Raw genomic sequence first — 18,585 nt, 5'->3', positions numbered from 1 at the left:
CCGGGTCACCTTCCGGACAACGACCTCGCGTAGTTCACCTGGTTGTTGATGTGCGCCACCTGAGCCTGATCGGCGACCGGAATCCGGGCCACGTACTGCTGCGGGCCGTTGGTGACCGTCACCTGCACCGTGCCGTGGTGCCGGGTCTCCTTGACCAGCAGGAACAGCAGACTCAAGACGAACAGGCAGAAGAACCCGACGATGGCGCAGACCAGCGCCCAGGTCGCCACCTTCTCCTCGCGCTGCCAGTAGTCGGCCACGTGCCAGGTGGCACCGGCCAACGGCAGCACTCCGGTGGGCGTGCGGATGACCGGCGGGCAGACCGCGATCTCGGCGATCTGCACCGCGACCACCTCCGGCCCGCCGAACGCGAGCGCCGCCGGGTGCGCCGACACCGGCGACGGAGGGTACGGCCCGGCCGCCGGCCACGCCCCGCCGGGCGGCGTCGCGTGCTGCGCGGGCGGGCCGGAGAACGGCGTCGCGGGCGGCGACGAGAACGATGACGGCTGCGCCGGATACGGCGGCGCCGAAAACGGCGGTGTGGCCTGCGGCGGCACGCTCGGGAAGGGTGTCGTCGGCGGGGTGGTCGGCAGCGGCTCGGTCGACGACGCGGCGGTCCACGGATCGATCGGCGGTTGCGGTTGGGTCACCGGCTCCGGCTGCGCGGCCGTGGGATCCGAACTCACCGAGACCTCCAACACGGGATCGTCACGTGGCGCAGGCTACCGGCTGCCCTGTCGTCCCGCATGCCCCCGAGTGTCTGTTTGGGACGCCGACGCCGACGCCGACGCGCCGACCTCGGGCCTCGGTCAGGCGGTCGCGCTCGGCGTCGGCTCGGCGGCGCGGTCCACCGGGGCCGCGGTGACACCGATCCCGGCGGCGCGGCGGGCCTCCCGGCGCGCCACCCAGCCGTAGCCGAACAGGGACATCACCGCGAAGAGCCACCACTGCACGACGTAGCCGAAGTTCTGCCAGTTGTTGGCGTGCCCGACGGGCACCGCCTTGAACACCGGATCGGCCGCCGGGGTCTGCTCGTCGAGCAGCAGGTACGCGCCGTAGACGGGGTAGGGCAGCTCGCCAGCGAGTCGTGACACACCGATCCGGCGGATCTCCAGTCGCCCGTCGCGCCGCGCCACCGCGCCGGCGCCGCTCTCGGTCTCGTGCACCCGACCGACCACCGTCACATCGCCGGTCGGCACGGCGGGTACCGACGGCTGGGCGGTCGCCCCACCCGGCGCCGGCGGGATCCAACCCCGATCCACGAGCAGCGCCGTGCCGTCCGCGAGCACCAGTGGGGTGAGCACCTCGAAGCCGACCCGGCTGTCCACCGTCCGGCCACGGACCAGCACGGTGTTCGTCGGGTCGTAACGGCCGGTGACGGTGACCCGGCTCCAGACCCTGTCCTCGGCCGGCGCGGGGCCGACCGTCCCCGCGCCGCCGGTGGGGGCACGCAGGGCGACGGACAGCGGCGTCGGGGTCATCCGCTGACCCGCGTCGATCCGCTCGTTGACCTCGGTACGCCCCCGGTAGCGGTCCAGCTGCCAGTTGCCGAGGAACACCATCACGGCGGCGGCGACCAGGGTCAGCGCGAGAGCGCCCAGCCAGCGTGGGCTCAGCAGGAACCGGTACACAGCACGAGGCTACCCGTATGACCGGCACCACTGACCTGGACCGGGCCGCGACCGCGCCGCCGGCCCCGGTTGGCGGTGCTCGCCTCGACAACGGGGCGGGTATCGTCACGCCGACGGATCGGCCGCGGTCGTCCCCGTCGCGTACCCGCCGCCGCTCGCGAGGAGTCGATGATGACCGTCGTGCCGCGCCTGGTGCTCAGCGCGCCGTCCTCCGGGCACGGTAAGAACGCGCTGGCGATCGGGCTGCTCGCCGCCCTGGCTGAGCGTGGGGTCGACGTCGCCGGGTTCAAGCTCGGGCCGGACCACGTCGACGCCGCGTACCTCGGTCTGGCCGCCGGTCGGCCAGGTCGGGTGATCGATCCCCGGCTGGTCGGCACCGACCGGCTCGCACCGCTGGTGGCGCACGGCGCGGCCGGTGCCGGGCTCGCCGTGGTGCAGGGCAGCATGGGGCTGTACGACTCGGTCGGTGGCCGCCCCGAACAGGAGTCCACCGCCGCCGCGGCAGCCGCGCTGCGCAGCCCGGTGGTGCTCGTTGTCGATGTGGCCGCGATGGGTCAGTCGGTGGCGGCCCTGGTGCACGGTTTCCGTTCGTACGACGAGCAGTTGTGGCTCGGTGGGGTGATCCTCAACCGGGTGGCGTCGTCGCGGCACGAGGGAATGCTGCGCGAGGCGCTGGACGACGTGGGGGTGCCGGTCTACGGCGCGCTGCGTCGCCAGGACCTGCCGGCGGTGCTGCCGTCGCGGCGGCACGGGGTGGCGCCGGTGGTCGACGGGTCGGCCGACGCCGTCCGTGCGGTCAGCCGGCTGGGCGAGGCCGTCGCCGCCACGGTGGATCTGGAACGGCTTCTCGGGCTGGCCCGCTCGGCCCCGCCGCTGCCGGCACCGGCCTGGTCTCCCGAGGAGGCCCTCGGGGCGTTCCCGCCCCCGGCGAACCGGCCGCTGGTGGCGGTTGCCGGTGGGCCGGGCGGCAGCTTCAGCCACCCGGAGACCACCGAACTGCTGCGGGCTGCCGGCGCGGAGGTCGTCGTCGTCGACCCGCTGCGCGACGAGGCGCTGCCGGTCGGCACCCGCGCGCTTGTCGTCGGCGGCGCGTTGCCCGAGGCGTACGCCGAGCAGTTGTCGGCCAACCGGCGGCTCTGCATCGCGGTGGCCGAGTTGGCGCGGACCGGCCGTCCGGTGATCGCCGAGGGCGCCGGACTGCTCTGGCTGGCCCGCGAGCTGGACGGGCTGCCGATGTGTGGGGTCCTCGACGCGGTCGGTGTCAGTCGGGACGGCCTGGTGGCCGGCTACCGGGAGGCGACCGCCCAGACCGACAGCGTGGTCGCCGCCCACGGCACGGTGCTTGTCGGCCACAAGGCGCACCGGGCGGTGCTCACCCCCCGTGCTGGTCAGCGCCCGGCGTGGAGCTGGGAGGGCGGCACGCCGGAGGGCTTCGTCTGGCGCAACGTGCACGCCTCGCAGCTCACCCTGCACTGGGCCGGTCATCCGGCCACGGCCGCCCGGTTGGTCGCCGCCGCGGCGGCCGACCCGACGGCCGAGGTGGTGCCCGTGGAGTCCGGCGGGGTGCCGGCTTGACTCCTCGGGTGGCGGTGCGCCGCCGCCGTCGGGTCAGCCGACGATCGCGTCCGACGGTGGGGTGAACTGGCGGGTCGGTGTGCCCTTCAGGCCGTCGCGGAGGGTTTCCGAGACCGCCTTGATCGGGATCTGGGACTGCCCGTCACCCACGGCGTTGAACGGATTGTCCGGGTCGGAGATGAAGCTCGCCGCGGCCAGCTCCGGGGTGTAGCCGACGAACCAGGCGGACCGGGTGCTGTCGGTCGTACCGGTCTTGCCGGCCACCGGGCGTCCGACCGTGCCTCGCACGCTGTCGGCGGTGGACCAGCCGCCGCAGCTACCGCGCGCCGGGGTGTCTCCGGTCGGGCAGCGGGCGGCGTCGGTGGCCGCCCGGGCGGCGTCCGCACTCACCACCTGCCGGCAGCGTGGCTTGGCCACCTCCCGGTGGAGGCCACCCGGCGTGGCGTAGGTGGCGGGTGTGCCGTCCCGGTTCATGATCGCCTGAACCGGGATCGCCTCGCAGTAGCGGCCGTCGGCGGCGATGGCGGCGTAGGCGTTCGCCATCTCCAGCGGGGTGGCGTCGGAGACGCCCAGGGTGAACGCGCCCCACTTCTTCGCCTTCTCCGGGGACGCGTGGTCCCGGTCGACGTCGGTGCGCCACCGCAGCCCGAGCTGCTCGGCCAACCGGACCGCCCGGTCCGCGCCGACCTTCTCCTCCAGCCACACGAAGTACGTGTTCACCGATTTGCCGAAGCCGGACCACATGGTCTGCTGGCCGGTCATGGCGCCGCTGGCGTTGGAGGGCGCCCAGCCGTCGTAGACGGGCGACCGGTAGCGGTGCGGGGCGTTGAACGAGGTGGAGAGCGTCATCCCCGAGTCCAGCGCGGCCAGCATCGGGAACATCTTGAACGTCGACCCGGCCTGGTAGCCCGCCAGGTCACCGCCGCCCAGCAGCGGCGCCACCGTGTTCGGGTAGTTGGCCTTCACCTTCGGCCCGGCCTCGGGGTTGGAACTCTGCGGGTTCTCGCTGAGATCCAGCGAGTACGTCCGGTTCACCGCCATCGCCTTCACCCGGCCGGTGCCTGGCTCGGACACCACGATCCCGTTGGCGAACGGGCTACCGGTGGCCTCCTTGCTGCCGACGTTCTTCTCCGCCGCCGCCTGGACCTTCGGGTCGAGGCTGAGCACGATCCGGTAGCCGCCCCGGCGCAACTTGTCCATTCGTTCCAGCGGGTTGGCGCCGAAGGCGGGCTGCGCGCTCCACCAGTTCTTCAGGTAGTCGCAGGCGAAGCCCCAGCTGTTGTACTTCTCCGCCACCGCCGCGCAGTCGTGCGGCGGGGTGGTCAGCTTCAGCCGGATCGGCTCGGCCTTCGCGGCGGCGGCCGAGTCGGGGGAGAGGTAACCGAGCTGGCTCATCCGGTCCAGCACGTAGTCCCGCCGCCCGGTGGCCTCCTTCTGGTCGGAGTCGGCCGGGTCGTACTCGGACGGGGACTTGACCAGCCCGGCGAGGGTGGCGGCCTCCACCGGGGTGAGGTCCTTCGGGGTCTTGGAGAAGAAGATCTCGCTGGCCGCGTAGATGCCGTACGCCCGGTGCCCGAAGTACGCCGAGTTGAGGTAGCGCTCCATGATCTGTTCCTTGCTCAGCTCCTTCTCCAGGTCCATCGCCATCCGCATTTCCTTGACCTTGCGCAGGCTGGTCTGCTGGGTGGCTTCCTGGACCTCCTTGGGCGTGGTCGCGCTGTCCCGCAGTGCCATCCGGACGTACTGCATGGTCAGGGTCGACGCACCCTGGGAGCCGCCGGAGCGCGCATTGGACACGAAGGCGCGGGCCACGCCCTTCGGGTCGACACCGTGGTGCTGGTAGAAGCGCGAGTCCTCGGCGGCGATGATCGCCTGCTGGATGTTCGGCGACATGTCCGACAGCTTGGTGTACTGCCGGTACTCCTCGTAGAACATGGTCAGCACGGTCTTGCCGTCCGGGGCGTAGACGTAGGAGGTCTCGGCGGGCAGGGCGGTGGTCAGCACTCTGGTCTTCTGCTCCACGGCGTGCGCGGTGGCCTTCGCGCCGAGCCCGGTGAGGGCGACGAGTGGGTACGCGGCGGCGGCGATCACGATTCCGGCGATCAGTCCGGCGCGGAGAAGAGGAACGAGTCGACCAGCGGCAGCAAGGGGTCGGTTACTCACATGGCCAAGTTATGACATTTCCGATTCGTACCTGAGAAGAACTCTTAAACCGGCGAGTGGTGACGCGGCTTACTGTCCCACCGGCCACCTTCCCGGCAGGATCGCGGGCATGTCTGATCAGCCGAGCGGGGTGGCCGCCACCGCCGGGGTCGAGCCGGACCTCGCGCACCACGGCGACGCGGAGGTCGGCGACGGGCTGATCGACCTCGCCGTCAACGTCCGGCAGGCACCGGCTCCCGCCTGGTTGGCCGGGCCGATCGCCGCGACCCTGACCGAGTTGGCCCACTATCCGGATCCGCTGCCGGCCCGGGCGGCGGTCGCGGCCCGACACCGCCGTCACCCGAACGAGGTGCTGCTCACCGCCGGCGCCGCCGAGGGCTTCGTGCTGATCGCCCAGGCGTTGCGCGGGGTGCGCCGGCCGGTGGTGGTGCACCCCCAGTTCACCGAGCCGGAGGCGGCGCTGCGGGCCGCCGGACACCCGGTCGAGCGGGTGCTGCTGGACGCCGCCGACGACTTCCGGCTCGACCCGTCCCGGGTGCCCGCCGACGCCGACCTGGTGATGATCGGCAACCCCACGAACCCGACGTCGGTGCTGCACCCCGCGCGGACGGTGGCCGCGCTGGCCCGCCCCGGCCGGGTGCTGGTGGTCGACGAGGCGTTCGCCGACACCACCACCGCCCCCGGGCACCCCGGCGAACCGGAGTCGCTGGCCGAGCGGCGGGACCTGCCCGGCCTACTCGTCCTGCGTAGCCTCACCAAGACGTGGGGCCTGGCCGGCCTCCGGATCGGCTACCTGCTCGGGGCACCGGACCTGCTGGCCCGGCTGGCCGCCGTCCAGCCGCTCTGGGCCGTCTCCACCCCCGCGCTGGCCGCCGCCGCGGCCTGCGCCACCGACGTCGCGGTTCAGGCCGAGCGCGCGATCGCCGCCGATCTCGCCGCCGACCGCGACCACCTGGTCGCCCGCCTCGCCGACCTGCCCGGTGTACGCGTCGTCGGCCGCCCGGCCAGCGCGTTCGTCCTGCTGCACCTGCCGGGCGCGACAGCGATCCGGGCCGCCCTTCGTGAGCGCGGCTGGGCGGTGCGCCGGGGCGACACCTTCCCCGGCCTCGGCCCAGACTGGCTGCGGGTGGCGGTACGGGACCGGAACACCAGCGACGCGTTCGTCGACGTGCTGCGCGAGACCATGGAGGCATGATGCTGGAAACCACGATCGCGGCGATCCGCCCGGCGGACGACGCGGCCATGGCCGCCGCCCGCGAGCTGCACGGCCGGCTGACCAAGCCGGCGGGCTCGCTGGGCGCCCTGGAAGAGCTGTCGGTACGCCTCGCCGGCCTGGCCGGGGCCTGCCCGCCACCGCTGCCCGAGCGGGCCGCGGTAGCGATCTTCGCGGGCGACCACGGAGTGCACGCCCAGGGGGTGAGCCCCTGGCCGCAGGAGGTCACCGGCCAGATGATCGGCAACTTCCTGGCCGGCGGGGCGGTGGTCAACGCGTTCGCCCGGCAGGCCGGCGCGTCGGTCACCGTGGTCGACGTCGGGGTGGCCACCCCGCTGCCCGCCGGACCGCCCGCCGACGCTTCCGTGCTCGACCCGGCGGTGCCTCGGCTGGTTGTCGCGTCGGTCCGCCGGGGCACCCGCGATTTCACGGTGACCGCCGCACTCACCCGGGACGAGGCGCTGGCGGCGGTGCGGACCGGCATCCGGATCGCCGACGAGCTGATCGACGCCGGAGCCGACATCCTGCTCACCGGCGACATGGGCATCGGCAACACCACCCCGGCCGCCACGCTGATCGCCGCGTTCACCGGCGCCGACCCGCTCGACGCCACCGGGCGGGGCACCGGCATCGACGACCCGACCTACGCGCACAAGGTTGCCGTGGTGCGCGCCGCGCTGGCCCGGCACGCGCCCGACCCGGCCGACCCGCTGGGTGTGCTGGCCGCCGTCGGTGGCCTGGAGCACGCCGCGCTGGCCGGGCTGATCCTGGGTGCCGCCGCCCGCCGTACGCCGGTGCTGCTGGACGGCGTGATCGCGGTCTCGGCCGCACTGGCTGCCGCCGCGTTCGCCCCGGACGCGGTCTGCGCCATGGTCGCCGGGCACCGCTCGGCCGAGCCGGGTGCGACCGCGGCGCTGCGGCACCTCGGCCTCGACCCGCTGATCGACCTGGGGTTGCGCCTCGGTGAGGGCACCGGCGCGTTGCTGGCGCTGCCGGTGGTCACCGGCGCGGTTCGGGTGCTGCACGAGGTGGCCACCTTCGACTCCGCCGGGGTGGCGGAGAAGTGACAACGCGCAGCGAGCGAGCCGTCCGCCTCGGAGGTGCGGCGTGACCTCCAATCCGTACCCCCTTGGTTTGCGGCTCGACGGGCGGCGGGTGGTCGTGGTGGGTGGCGGCGCGGTCGCCACCCGGCGGGTGCCCGCGCTGCTGGACGCCGGTGCGGACGTCCTGCTGGTGGCCCCGGAGCTGACCCCGGCGTTGCGCGCCCGCGTCGACGCGGGGCGGCTGCACTGGGTGCCGCGCCGGTTCCTGCCCGAGGACCTGGACGGCGCCTGGCTGGTCCAGGTGGCGATCGACGACCCGATGGCGGCGGCCTCGGTGAGCGCCGTCGCCGCCGAGCGGCGGATCTTCTGCGTCCGGGCTGACGACCGGACGGCCGCCACCGCCTGGACCCCGGCGGTGACCCGGCACGGCCCGGTCACCGTGGCGGTGCTCGGCGGCGGTGACCCGCGCCGGGCGATGACCGTCCGCGACGCCATCCGCGACCTCCTCGCCGTCCGCCTGGCACCGGACGGAATCGCTCCGACGCAGAGCCGGCCCGACGGTGCGAGCGCTGCGACCGGTGCGACCCGTGCGGCCGGTGCAGCCGGTGCCGCCGGAGCGGCCGACGGGCGGCCAGTCGGGCGGGTGGCGCTGGTCGGGGCGGGGCCGGGGGACCCGGAGCTGATCACCGTGAAGGGTTGGCGACTGCTCACCGAGGCCGACGTGGTGGTCGCCGACCGGTTGGTGCCCGGGCTGCTCCTCGACGAGTTGCGCCCGGACGTCGAGCTGGTGGACGCCTCGAAGATCCCCTACGGACCGTCCCGGGCCCAGGAGGAGATCAACCAGATCCTGGTCGACCGCGCGCTGGCTGGTGCGATCGTGGTGCGGCTCAAGGGCGGTGACCCGTACGTCTTCGGGCGCGGCGGCGAGGAGTTGCTGGCCTGCGCGGCCGCCGGCGTGCCGGTGACCGTGGTGCCCGGGGTGACCAGCTCGATCGCCGCTCCCTCCGCGGCCGGGATTCCGGTGACCCATCGAGGGGTGGCGCACGAGTTCACAGTGGTCTCCGGGCACGTGGCGCCCGACTCACCGGCCTCGCTGGTGCGCTGGGACGCCCTGGCCGGGCTGCGCGGCACCCTGGTGATCCTGATGGGGCTGAAGAACCTGGCGGCCATCAGCGAGACCCTGATCGCCCACGGTCGACTGCCGCAGACGCCGGCCGCCGTGGTGCAGGAAGGCACGACGGGTGCCCAGCGGGTGCTGCGATCCACGCTCGGCGAGGTGGCCACCGACGCGCTCGCCGCCGATGTGCGGCCGCCGGCCGTCGTCGTGCTGGGTGATGTGGTGGGGGCCCTCGACGCCTGAGGAGGCGCACACGGTGGGTTGGGCCTGGGTGAGGTGCCACGGCAGAGGACCATGTGGTCCCTCTGCGCCCTTTGCTCTGCTTCAACCCGCGCAACACTTCGAAGCCAACTCTGGTGCGTGGACTGAAGCAGAGCAAAGGTGTTCTGCGGTGGTCGATCTGGCGGTCGGCGCGGCCCTGACCGTTGTCGCTGTTGGTTGATCCGACGCGGGGGCGGGGCTGTCGGTGGCGGTGGACACAATGTCGCTCATGCTCACCGTGAAGGACCCGCACGAGACGTGGCGTACGGACCTGCTCAACTCCGTCGCGCTGCGGTGCGCGGGTCCGGGCCTGACCACCACCTTCGAGGACCTCCCCTCACGATGGCGCGCTGCTCCGGTCCGGACGCTGCGGTGCGCGGCCGCCGACGGCTCCTGGGCCGTCCTGGTCACGGTGGTCCGTGGCTACCGCCAACAGCCGGGCGACTCGCTCGTCGGCAACGAGTTCGGCCGGGACCCGCACACCGGCTACGACCTGGACTCGCCCGGAGACCTGGTGTACGAGCTGCAGGTGACCGAGGACGACGGGTCCGACGAGCACGACCTGCTGGCCTTCCGGCTCTTCGGCGACCCGCAGGCGGCCGGGGCGGAGGTGCTGCGGTGGGCCGGGAGGAAGGCGGCGTACTCGGTCAGCCCGTCGGTCGAGCCGGCCGAGACGCGGCAGCGCCGGGACCGTCGACAGTTCGACAACCGCCAAGCCGGTGCGGCATCGCCGCAGGTCCGGATCGGTGTGGTGTCGGACGAGGCCGCCGCCGACCTCGACGCCCTCGACAGGTCCGCGTTGTGCTGGCACTTCCCGCGCGGGAACACAGGTGCCTACCTGCGGTCCGCGGTGGTCGCACTGGCCGGTTACGGCGAGCAGCGGCCGCACCTGCGGGGTCGGTGGCTCACCGCACGGGTCGAGGGCGAGGAGTTGGTCGTCGGCGTCGACGAGCTGATCCCGGCCAACCAGCGGCACCGCTGGGACAGCGCCCGCTGGCTGTGGGACCGCCGACAGGCGACCACCCCGGTGGGGCTTCGCTGGCAGGTCGATCGGGTCGAGCAGGCCGCCCCCGCGGTCGCGGCGGTCCGTCGTGGCGCGTTGCCCGAGGCGCTGACCACGGCCGGGGTGGAGACCGATCCGGAGCTCGACTCGTTGCTGGCCGGGGTGCCGTACCGGCTCTCCGACGCCGAACTCACCCCGACCTGGGTGGCGAACCTCTACCGCGGTCTCGCCGACCTCGCGCCGTGGCGGCTGGACGCGGCGTACCGAGGGTGGCGTGACGGCCGGCAGGCACTGGGGCTGCCGGTGCGGGATCCGGTTGTCCTGTTCGGCCTCGGTGGCGTCGGCGCGGCTCGTAAACCGAAGCTCGCGCTCGACCACACCGGCGACGCCCCACTGCTGTGCCTGATTCACACGGGCAGCAGCGCGGTGCTGCCGTACGCGCACTGGACGGTGCCCACCGACCTCGGCGTCCGCCTGTACGGGTGGCAACCGGCCCTGCCGTACCCGCAGTGACCGACGGGGCCGGAGCATGCGCTCCGGCCCCGTCGTCGTGCGTGCGGTCGAACTACTGCTTGAGCATGTTGTCCAGCAGCAGGGCACAGCGGATCAGTCCGAGGTGGCTGTACGCCTGCGGGTGGTTGCCCAGCCCACGCTCGGCGAGCGGGTCGTACTGCTCCGGGAGCAGCCCGGTCGGGCCGGCGGTGAGCACCATCTGTGCGAACAGCTCCTCGGCGTCGGTGCGGCGGCCGGTGCGCAGGTACGCCTCGATCAGCCACGCCGTGCAGATGTGGAAGCCGCCCTCCCGGCCGGGCAGGCCGTCGTCCCAGTGGTAGCGGTAGACGACCGGGCCGCTGCGCAGGTCCGCCTCGATGCGCAGGACGGTGGACAGGAAGCGCGGGTCGTCACCCGGGAGCAGGCCGGAGAGCCCGATCCAGAGCGACGAGGCGTCCATGTCCTCGTCCCCGTACGCGACGCTGTACGCCTCGACGTCGGAGTGCCAACCCTGCTCCAGGACGTTGGCGCCGATCCGGTCGCGCAGGTCCTTCCACTCCGGCCGGTCCTCGCCGCCGTGCTCGCGCATCACGTGCAGCGCCCGGTCGACGGTCATCCAGCACATCACCTTGGAGAACACGTGGTGCCGTGGTGGCAGCCGCGCCTCCCAGATGCCGTGGTCGGGCTCGTGCCAACGGCGACGGACCGCCTCGACCATGTTCTCCAGGACCCGCCACTCGTCCTCGCGGACCGAGCCGCGAGCGTCGGCGACGGCCGCGATCAGGTCGGCGATCGGGCCGAAGACGTCGAGTTGGAGCTGGTGGTTGGCGAGGTTGCCGACCCGGACCGGCCGGGAGCCGGCGTACCCGGGCAGCGTGTCGATGACCGCTTCGGCACCCAGCTCGTACCCGTCGATGGTGTAGAGCGGGTGCAGTCGCTCCGGGTGGCCGCCGGTGCGCTCGATGCAGCCGTCCACCCAGCGCAGCAGCGCCTCGGCCTCCTCGACGGAGCCCAGGTCGACGAGTGCGCGGGCGGTCAGCGCGGCGTCGCGCAGCCAGCAGTAGCGGTAGTCCCAGTTGCGGACGCCGCCCAGCTCCTCGGGGAGCGAGGTGGTCGCCGCGGCCAGGATCGAGCCGGTGGCCTCGTGGCAGAGCCCGCGCAGGGTGAGGGCGCTGCGCGCGACCAGGTCACGGGCGGTGGACGGCAGCCGAAGTGAGGCCACCCAGTCCTTCCACGGCTGCTCGGCCGCAGCCTGCCGCTCGTGGATCGGCACCCGGTGGTGTTCCAGGCTGTGCGTGCCGAAGCGCAACTCCAGCACGACCTGCCCACCGGCGGCGGAGAGGTCGACGATCGCCTTGGCGGTCTCGTACCCGCCGTCGTTGCCGACCTCCCACTCCACGCCGGGGGCGTAGAGCGCGACAGGTTCGTTGGAGCCGAGCACCAGCAGGCCGTCGCCGAGCGGCTGCAACTGCACGGCGACCTGACCGAACTCCGGCCTCGGCGCGAACTCCACCCGGGCCTTGCCACTGCCGGTGAGCACCCGGATCAGGGTCGAGTCGCCGGTGATGACCGCGGGGCTGTCGTTCGGAGTGGTCTCCCGGGCCGGCTTGTCCAGCCAGTCGGTGACGGTGAGCCCGGACCAGCGGGTCTCCACGGTCATCGTGCCGGAGCGGTAGCGCTGACCCAGCGGGATGCCGCCGCGTTCCGGGGCGACGCTGAAGTGACCGGCCGGGCTGCCACCGACCAGGTCGGCGAAGATCGCCGCCGAGTCCGGCTTGGGGTGGCAGAGCCAGCTGACCTTGGCTTCGGGGGTGAGCAGAGCGACGGTACGACCGTTGGCCAGCATGGAGTGCCGCTCGATCGGCACGGCCCGCTCGCCGAACAGCCAGTGTCGACGGGTCTCCAGCAGCAGCGCCAGCGCGCGGGCGGCCTCCAGCGGGTCGGCGACCCGGTAGCTGGCCTTGGTGTCCCCGGAGCCGATCTTGATGCCGAGGTCCGGACCGTGCAGGTGGCCGAACGCGTTCTCGTCGGTGATGTCGTCGCCGATGAACAGCACCGCGCTGGAGGCGAGCTGGGTCCGCAGTTGGTCGAGTGCGGTGCCCTTGTGGGTGGCCACGACGGAGAGCTCGATGACCTCCTTGCCCTGGGTCACGGTGACGCCGTCGAAGGTCGCCGGGCCGTTGCGGACCGCCTCGATGGCGGCGGCGGCGACCTCCGGGTCGACCCCCCGGGTGTGCACGGCGACGCTTGCCGGCTTGCGCTCCAGCCGGATGCCCGGGTGCGCGGAGGCGATGTCGCGCAGCGCGTTGCGTACCTGCTGGCGCACCGCGACCAGCTCGGGGGAGAGCCGCTCGACGAAGCCGATGTCGAACTCGGAGCCGTGGCTGCCGACGAGGTGCACCTCGCTGGGCAGCCGGGACAGCGCGGCCAGGTCGCGCAGCGCCCGGCCGGAGACGACCGCCACGGTCGTCTGCGGCAGCGCGGCGAGCGCGCGGACCGCGGCCACCGACTCGGGCAGTGGTACGGCGGTGCTGGGGTCCTCCACGATCGGCGCCAGTGTGCCGTCGTAGTCGCAGGCGACCAGGAGTTGGGGGACCCGGGCGATCCGGCCGATGGCGGAGCGCAGCTCGGGGTCCATCACCCCGGTGGCCGTGGCCGCTCCATCGTTGACGGTCGTGTTCACTCGGCCTCCGCCTCGGGAACTCCGAGCTCGGAGAGGAAAGACTTGGCCCAGTGGCCCACGTCGTGGGTACGCAGGTGACGTTGCATTGTCCGCATCCGGCGGCGTGCCTCGGTTTTCTCCACGTGCACTGCCCGGAGCAGGGCGTCCTTGACCGCGTCCGGGTCGTGCGGGTTACACAGGAATGCCTGACGCAGCTCCGTTGCGGCGCCGGCGAACTCACTGAGCACGAGCGCGCCACCCTGGTCGGCGCGCGACGCCACGTACTCCTTGGCCACCAGGTTCATGCCGTCGCGTAGCGGTGTCACCATCATCACGTCGGCGGCAACGTACATCGCGGCGAGTTCACTGCGACTGTACGACTGATGCAGGTAATGCACGGCCGGCACGCCGACTCGGCCGAATTCACCATTAATCCGGCCAACCTCGCGCTCGACCTTGACCCGAAGTGCCTGGTAGTGCTCGACGCGCTCGCGGCTGGGCGTGGCCACCTGCACCATAACCGCGTCGGGAACTGTCAACTTTCCGTCAGCAAGTAGCTCGCGGAAGGCCTTGAGTCGCAACTCGATGCCCTTGGTGTAATCCAGCCGGTCCACGCCCAGGATTATCGTCTTCGGATCGCCCAACTCGGCGCGGATCTGCTTGGCCCGAGCCTGGATCGCCGGGTCGGCGGCCATCCGCTCCATCTCCTGGGTGTCGATCGAGATGGGGAAGGCACCCGCCTTCACCTGCCGACCGTCGACCTGGATCATCTGCCCCTCGTAGCGCAGCCCGAGCAGGTGCCGGGCCAGCCGGACGAAGTTCTGCGCGGCCAGCCGCTGCTGGAAGCCGACCAGGTCGGCGCCGAGCAGGCCGCGCAGGATCTCGGTGCGGAACGGCATCTGCATGAACAGCTCGATCGGCGGGAACGGGATGTGCAGGAAGAACCCGATCCGCAGGTCCGGGCGCAGCTCACGGAGCATCGCCGGGACCAACTGAAGCTGGTAGTCCTGCACCCAGACCGTCGCGCCCTCGGCCGCCACCTCCGCGGCGGCCTCCGCGAACCGGGCGTTGACCAGGCGGTACGCCTCCCGCCAGCGGCGCTTGTAGGCCGGTGTCTCGACCGCGTCGTGGTAGAGCGGCCAGATCGTCGCGTTGGACTGGCCCTCGTAGTAGCGCTCCAGCTCCTCGGCGCTGAGCGGGACCGGGTGCAGCCGGATCCCCTCCAGGTCGAACGGTTCGGGGGCGGCACCGGTGCCACCGGCCCAGCCGACCCAGGTGCCCTGGTGTTCGGCGAGCACGGGGTGCAGCGCGGTGACCAGCCCGCCAGGGCTGCGTCGCCACTGTCGGCCCTCGGGAGTGCTCACCTCGTCGACCGGCAGACGGTTCGCCACTACGACAAAGGAGCTACGGACGGTCACGATCGGCCACCTCCGGGTACTGACGGGTCCACCGCGATGAGCGTACTGAGCGTAGCTGCGGCTACTTGTGCCCCGTGCCGGAGTCTCCTACCCGCCCCGTACGCGCCGAAATCCCCAGGGTGATCTTGTCGACAGCCCGTCGATCAGAGGTCGATGATCGGCGGGGGGTGATCGACTCCGGTTTCGTGAATTCGGGGTATCCAGGCGCGGGGGACGGCCCGATTTTCATAAAGTCGAGTGGATCATGGGCTGGCGGGGCTCTCGGCGTACTCCTGGGGCGGGGTGATGTGGGCGAAGCGCGGCGTACCTGTCAGGATTGACGATGGCGTGCGCGTGGCCGGCTCCCGGCCGGCGGCGGCGGGCGGATCTCTCGGCCCGCGCCGCGCCGCCGATCAGCGACAGCAACCGACGGAGGTAGCCCGCACCGTGGCCCAGTACATCTACGTCCTGGAAAAGGCCCGCAAGGCGCACGGCGACAAGGTCGTGCTCGACAACGTGACGTTGAGCTTCCTGCCGGGAGCCAAGATCGGTGTCCTCGGTCCGAACGGCGCCGGTAAGTCCAGCCTCCTCAAGATCATGGCAGGACTGGACAAGCCGAGCAACGGCGAGGCCCGGCTCATGCCCGGCTACACCGTCGGCATGCTCGCCCAGGAGCCTCCACTCAACGACGCCAAGACCGTGCTCGGCAACGTCGAGGAGGCGGTTGCCGAGACCAAGGCCAAGCTGGAGCGATTCAACAAGATCGCCGAGCAGATGGCGACCGACTACTCCGACGAGCTGATGGAGGAGATGGGCAAGCTCCAGGAGGAGCTGGACCACCTCGACGCCTGGGACATCGACTCCAAGCTCGAACTGGCCATGGACGCCCTGCGCTGCCCGCCGCCGGACGCCGACGTGACCCAGCTCTCCGGTGGTGAGCGCCGCCGGGTCGCGCTCTGCAAGCTGCTGCTGGAGGCGCCCGACCTGCTGCTGCTCGACGAGCCCACCAACCACCTGGACGCGGAGAGCGTCTCCTGGCTGGAGCAGCACCTGGCCAAGTACGCCGGCACCGTCATGGCGATCACCCACGACCGGTACTTCCTCGACAACGTGGCCGGCTGGATCCTGGAGCTGGACCGTGGCCGGGCCATCGGCTACGAGGGCAACTACTCCACCTACCTGGAGAAGAAGGCCGCCCGGCTGGCCGTCGAGGGTCGCCGCGACGCCAAGATGAAGAAGCGCCTCACCGAGGAGCTGGAGTGGGTCCGCTCCAACGCCAAGGCCCGGCAGACCAAGTCCAAGGCCCGCCTGGACCGGTACGACGAGATGGCCAACGAGGCGGAGAAGACCCGCAAGCTGGACTTCGAGGAGATCCAGATCCCGCCGGGCCCGCGTCTGGGCAGCACGGTGATCGAGGCGGTCGACCTCAGCAAGGGCTTCGGCGACCGGCTGTTGATCGACAACCTGTCGTTCTCGCTGCCGCGCAACGGCATCGTCGGCATCATCGGCCCCAACGGCGTCGGCAAGACCACGCTGTTCAAGACCATCGTCGGGCTGGAGGAGCCGACCGGCGGCCAGGTCCGGGTCGGCCCCACCGTCTCGCTGTCGTACGTCGACCAGAACCGCGAGGGCCTCAACGGTGACAAGACCGTCTGGGAGGTCGTCTCCGACGGGCTGGACTACCTGATGGTGGGCAAGGTCGAGATGCCGTCGCGGGCGTACATCGCCGCGTTCGGCTTCAAGGGACCGGACCAGCAGAAGCCGACGAAGGTGCTCTCCGGCGGTGAGCGCAACCGGCTCAACCTGGCGCTGACCCTGAAGATCGGCGGCAACGTCATCCTGCTCGACGAGCCGACGAACGACCTGGACGTGGAGACGCTGTCCAGCCTGGAGAACGCGCTGTTGGAGTTCCCCGGCTGCGCCGTGGTCATCTCGCACGACCGGATGTTCCTGGACCGGGTGGCCACGCACATCCTGGCCTGGGAGGGCGACGACCAGGACCCGTCGCGGTGGTTCTGGTTCGAGGGCAACTTCGAGGCGTACGAGAAGAACAAGATCGACCGCCTCGGCGCGGAGGCTGCCCGGCCACACCGGGTGACCTACCGCAAGCTGACCCGCGACTGACCGGCCGAGAAGGTGTCTGACCGGTTCGTCTACCACTGCACGCTGCGCTGGTCCGACCTGGACGCGTACGGCCACATCAACAACTCGCGCTTCCTCACCCTGTACGAGGAGGCGCGGGTGGCGTTGATGTTCGCCGGCGGCCGGGCCTGGGGGGTTGGCTCGTTCGCCGACGGGGTGGTGATCCGTCGGCACGAGGTCGACTACCTGCGCCCGGTCGACTACTCGCTGGGTCGGGCCACCGCGGAGGCCGCGCCCACCGTCCGCATCGAGCTGTGGGTGGAGGAGATCCGGGCCTCCCGGTTCACCGTCGCCTACGAGCTGTACGACGGTGAGGTGCTGGCCAGCCGGGCGCGCTCGGTGCTGGTGCCGTTCGACCTGACCCGCCAGGTGCCCCGCCGGATCACCACCGAGGAGCGGGACTTCCTGCTCACCTACGCACCGCAGGGCGGCCTGGTGTGAACGGGTCGGGCACGGGCCGGGCGGCGGCCACCCCGACACACGGTGTGGCCGGGGTGGCCGACGCGGGTGCCTTCCTGGCCCGGCTGGTGCGGCTGGATCGGGCCGCGCCGGTCCGGTTGCGGCCGGCCGGTGTGCCCGGTCGGGTCGCCCTCTGGGCCCGTCTGCCGTGGCAGGTTCTGGTGGTCCGGACGGTGGCTGCTGAGCCGGCCGACGGCAGCGTCGAGGACGTCACGGTGGCTGGCGCGGAGCTGCTCGCCGAGCTGGAACGCGGTGGTACGTCCCGGCCGGTCCGCCGGGACGCGCAGTGGCGGTGGCCGCTGCCCCCGGCGCGCAGCCGGACGGTGGAGGCGCTGCCCGTCGCCGAGCTGCGGCGGATCGCGGACGCCGCGGCGGGCACGCTGCGCACGGCGAGCGAGCAGGGCGTGGCCGGCCGCGCGGTGGGCCAGCGGGCGCTGCGGGACGCGCTGCTCGACCACGTGGCGGTGCTGGTCACGCCGGACGGGCCGCCCGCCGCGCCGGTCGAGGTGTCGCAGCGCCTGGTGCAGGGGGTGGTCCGGATGGGCTTCCTCGGTGCCGCCGACGGTCCGGCCACGGGCCACGACGAGGCGGCCGTTCAGGTCCGGGTGGCGGGACGGTGGGTTGGTCTGGCGGGACCATACGGAGCGGCATGGTTGCAGACGGCCACGGATCTTGCGGTGAAACCCCTCGGTGCTCCTCCGAACGGATGACCCCTGCTCATTCTTCTGGGCCGGGGCGGTCGTTGGGGGGGTGCTTCAACTCGGCTGTCCGGGTACCGTCCATCCTCGGATCCAACGCACCGTAGGCGACTGGATCCGCTGGGGAGTGAGGTGCGCGAGCGATGCCGTGGTGGTCATGGCGCCCCGGTCCCGCCGACGGCGGCGATCCGGAAACCCGAAGCGGGATCACAGTGGAGAGCGCGGTCCGGGTCGGACCGCCCAATCCTCGCCAACCGGGAGACGACTGCCCGGCCAGCGAGCGGCCAGTGCTGACGGAGATGCTGGCCACCGTCGAGCCGGTGAGTCTGCGCCGCGTCTGCGACGCACTCGACCTGCTCGACGTGCGCTACCTGGCCGACGGCGACGGCAACCTGCTGGCCATGTGGGAGCGGCACGCCGTGCTGGTGACCCTCGAAGGGCCAGAGGACGAGATCCTGGTCATGCGGGCACGCCCGCACGCCACGGTCCCGCCGGACTGGGCCGACCGGGCCTATCGGGTGGTCAACGAGTGGAACCACACCCGTCGGTTCTGCAAGGCGTACATCGGCGACCCGACGGAGCGCGGGCAGCTGCCGATCTACGCCGAGCTTCAGGTGCCGCTCGGCGCTGGGACCCACGACGCGCTGCTGGTCGAGATGCTCGACTGCGGCGCGGCGGTCGCCACCAGCTTCGTGGACTGGCTCCACGACGAGGGCGCGCTGCTCTGAC

At 72.3% G+C, this 18,585-nt stretch carries 14 protein-coding genes; 9 read left to right on the top strand and 5 right to left on the bottom strand.

Annotation, left to right across the window (positions count from 1 at the left end; translation table 11 throughout):
* Positions 1–5: 5 nt before the first annotated feature.
* Positions 6–686, bottom strand: coding sequence for a hypothetical protein (locus tag AB0C01_RS19380; protein ID WP_357254638.1), 681 nt, complete (start codon positions 684–686; stop codon positions 6–8).
* A 123-nt stretch (positions 687–809) separates the two neighbouring features.
* A complete protein-coding gene (locus AB0C01_RS19375; RefSeq protein ID WP_357254636.1) occupies positions 810–1,631 on the bottom strand; it encodes an SURF1 family protein in 822 nt (273 codons plus the stop codon).
* Between the two features lie 171 nt (positions 1,632–1,802).
* Here AB0C01_RS19375 and AB0C01_RS19370 point away from each other — a divergent pair, with 171 nt between their 5' ends.
* Positions 1,803–3,206 (top strand): cobyrinate a,c-diamide synthase, encoded by a 1,404-nt coding sequence (locus AB0C01_RS19370; RefSeq protein WP_357254634.1) that lies wholly within the window; start codon positions 1,803–1,805, stop codon positions 3,204–3,206.
* A gap of 33 nt (positions 3,207–3,239) precedes the next feature.
* Here the strand turns inward: AB0C01_RS19370 and AB0C01_RS19365 are convergent, their stop codons facing one another.
* On the bottom strand, positions 3,240–5,369 hold the full coding sequence (locus tag AB0C01_RS19365) for a transglycosylase domain-containing protein (protein WP_357254633.1): 2,130 nt from the start codon (positions 5,367–5,369) through the stop codon (positions 3,240–3,242).
* A 109-nt stretch (positions 5,370–5,478) separates the two neighbouring features.
* On the opposite strand from AB0C01_RS19365, the gene cobC reads away from it, so the two are divergent.
* The 4 genes from cobC (at position 5,479) to AB0C01_RS19345 (ending at position 10,519) form a co-directional block, all read left to right on the top strand.
* Positions 5,479–6,564: an Rv2231c family pyridoxal phosphate-dependent protein CobC gene (gene cobC, locus AB0C01_RS19360; protein ID WP_357254631.1), complete on the top strand. Its 1,086-nt coding sequence runs from the start codon at positions 5,479–5,481 to the stop codon at positions 6,562–6,564.
* Complete coding sequence (gene cobT / locus AB0C01_RS19355; RefSeq protein WP_357571886.1) at positions 6,564–7,649, top strand: nicotinate-nucleotide--dimethylbenzimidazole phosphoribosyltransferase; 1,086 nt, start codon at positions 6,564–6,566, stop codon at positions 7,647–7,649. The genes cobC and cobT overlap by 1 nt, the downstream gene beginning before the upstream one ends.
* Positions 7,650–7,689: 40 nt before the next feature.
* Positions 7,690–8,985 (top strand): uroporphyrinogen-III C-methyltransferase, encoded by a 1,296-nt coding sequence (cobA, locus tag AB0C01_RS19350; RefSeq protein WP_357571761.1) that lies wholly within the window; start codon positions 7,690–7,692, stop codon positions 8,983–8,985.
* 247 nt (positions 8,986–9,232) lie between these two features.
* Positions 9,233–10,519 carry a hypothetical protein gene (locus AB0C01_RS19345; RefSeq protein WP_357571760.1) on the top strand — a complete coding sequence of 429 codons (1,287 nt, stop codon included), beginning with the start codon at positions 9,233–9,235 and terminating at the stop codon, positions 10,517–10,519.
* 52 nt (positions 10,520–10,571) lie between these two features.
* Here the strand turns inward: AB0C01_RS19345 and otsB are convergent, their stop codons facing one another.
* Positions 10,572–13,136 (bottom strand): trehalose-phosphatase, encoded by a 2,565-nt coding sequence (otsB, locus tag AB0C01_RS19340; RefSeq protein WP_357571885.1) that lies wholly within the window; start codon positions 13,134–13,136, stop codon positions 10,572–10,574.
* A gap of 41 nt (positions 13,137–13,177) precedes the next feature.
* Entirely contained in the window at positions 13,178–14,578 is a 1,401-nt protein-coding gene (locus AB0C01_RS19335; RefSeq protein ID WP_357571759.1) for a trehalose-6-phosphate synthase, read from the bottom strand.
* 426 nt (positions 14,579–15,004) lie between these two features.
* Between AB0C01_RS19335 and ettA the strand changes: the two genes are divergently transcribed.
* The 4 genes from ettA (at position 15,005) to AB0C01_RS19315 (ending at position 18,584) form a co-directional block, all read left to right on the top strand.
* Positions 15,005–16,681: an energy-dependent translational throttle protein EttA gene (gene ettA, locus AB0C01_RS19330; protein ID WP_357254771.1), complete on the top strand. Its 1,677-nt coding sequence runs from the start codon at positions 15,005–15,007 to the stop codon at positions 16,679–16,681.
* Positions 16,682–16,693: 12 nt separating this feature from the next.
* Positions 16,694–17,140: a thioesterase family protein gene (locus AB0C01_RS19325; RefSeq protein ID WP_357254626.1), complete on the top strand. Its 447-nt coding sequence runs from the start codon at positions 16,694–16,696 to the stop codon at positions 17,138–17,140.
* A complete protein-coding gene (locus AB0C01_RS19320; RefSeq protein WP_357254624.1) occupies positions 17,137–17,868 on the top strand; it encodes a hypothetical protein in 732 nt (243 codons plus the stop codon). Before AB0C01_RS19325 ends, AB0C01_RS19320 begins: the two co-directional genes overlap by 4 nt.
* Positions 17,869–17,999: 131 nt before the next feature.
* A complete protein-coding gene (locus tag AB0C01_RS19315) occupies positions 18,000–18,584 on the top strand; it encodes a YbjN domain-containing protein (protein ID WP_357254622.1) in 585 nt (194 codons plus the stop codon).
* The last annotated feature ends 1 nt before the right edge of the window (position 18,585 follow it).

The organism is Micromonospora sp. NPDC048905 (assembly GCF_040649655.1).
In the GTDB taxonomy this organism is placed as follows: domain Bacteria; phylum Actinomycetota; class Actinomycetes; order Mycobacteriales; family Micromonosporaceae; genus Micromonospora.
Note: the sequence above shows the minus strand (reverse complement) of the source record. Positions and strands in the feature narration are given on the sequence as shown.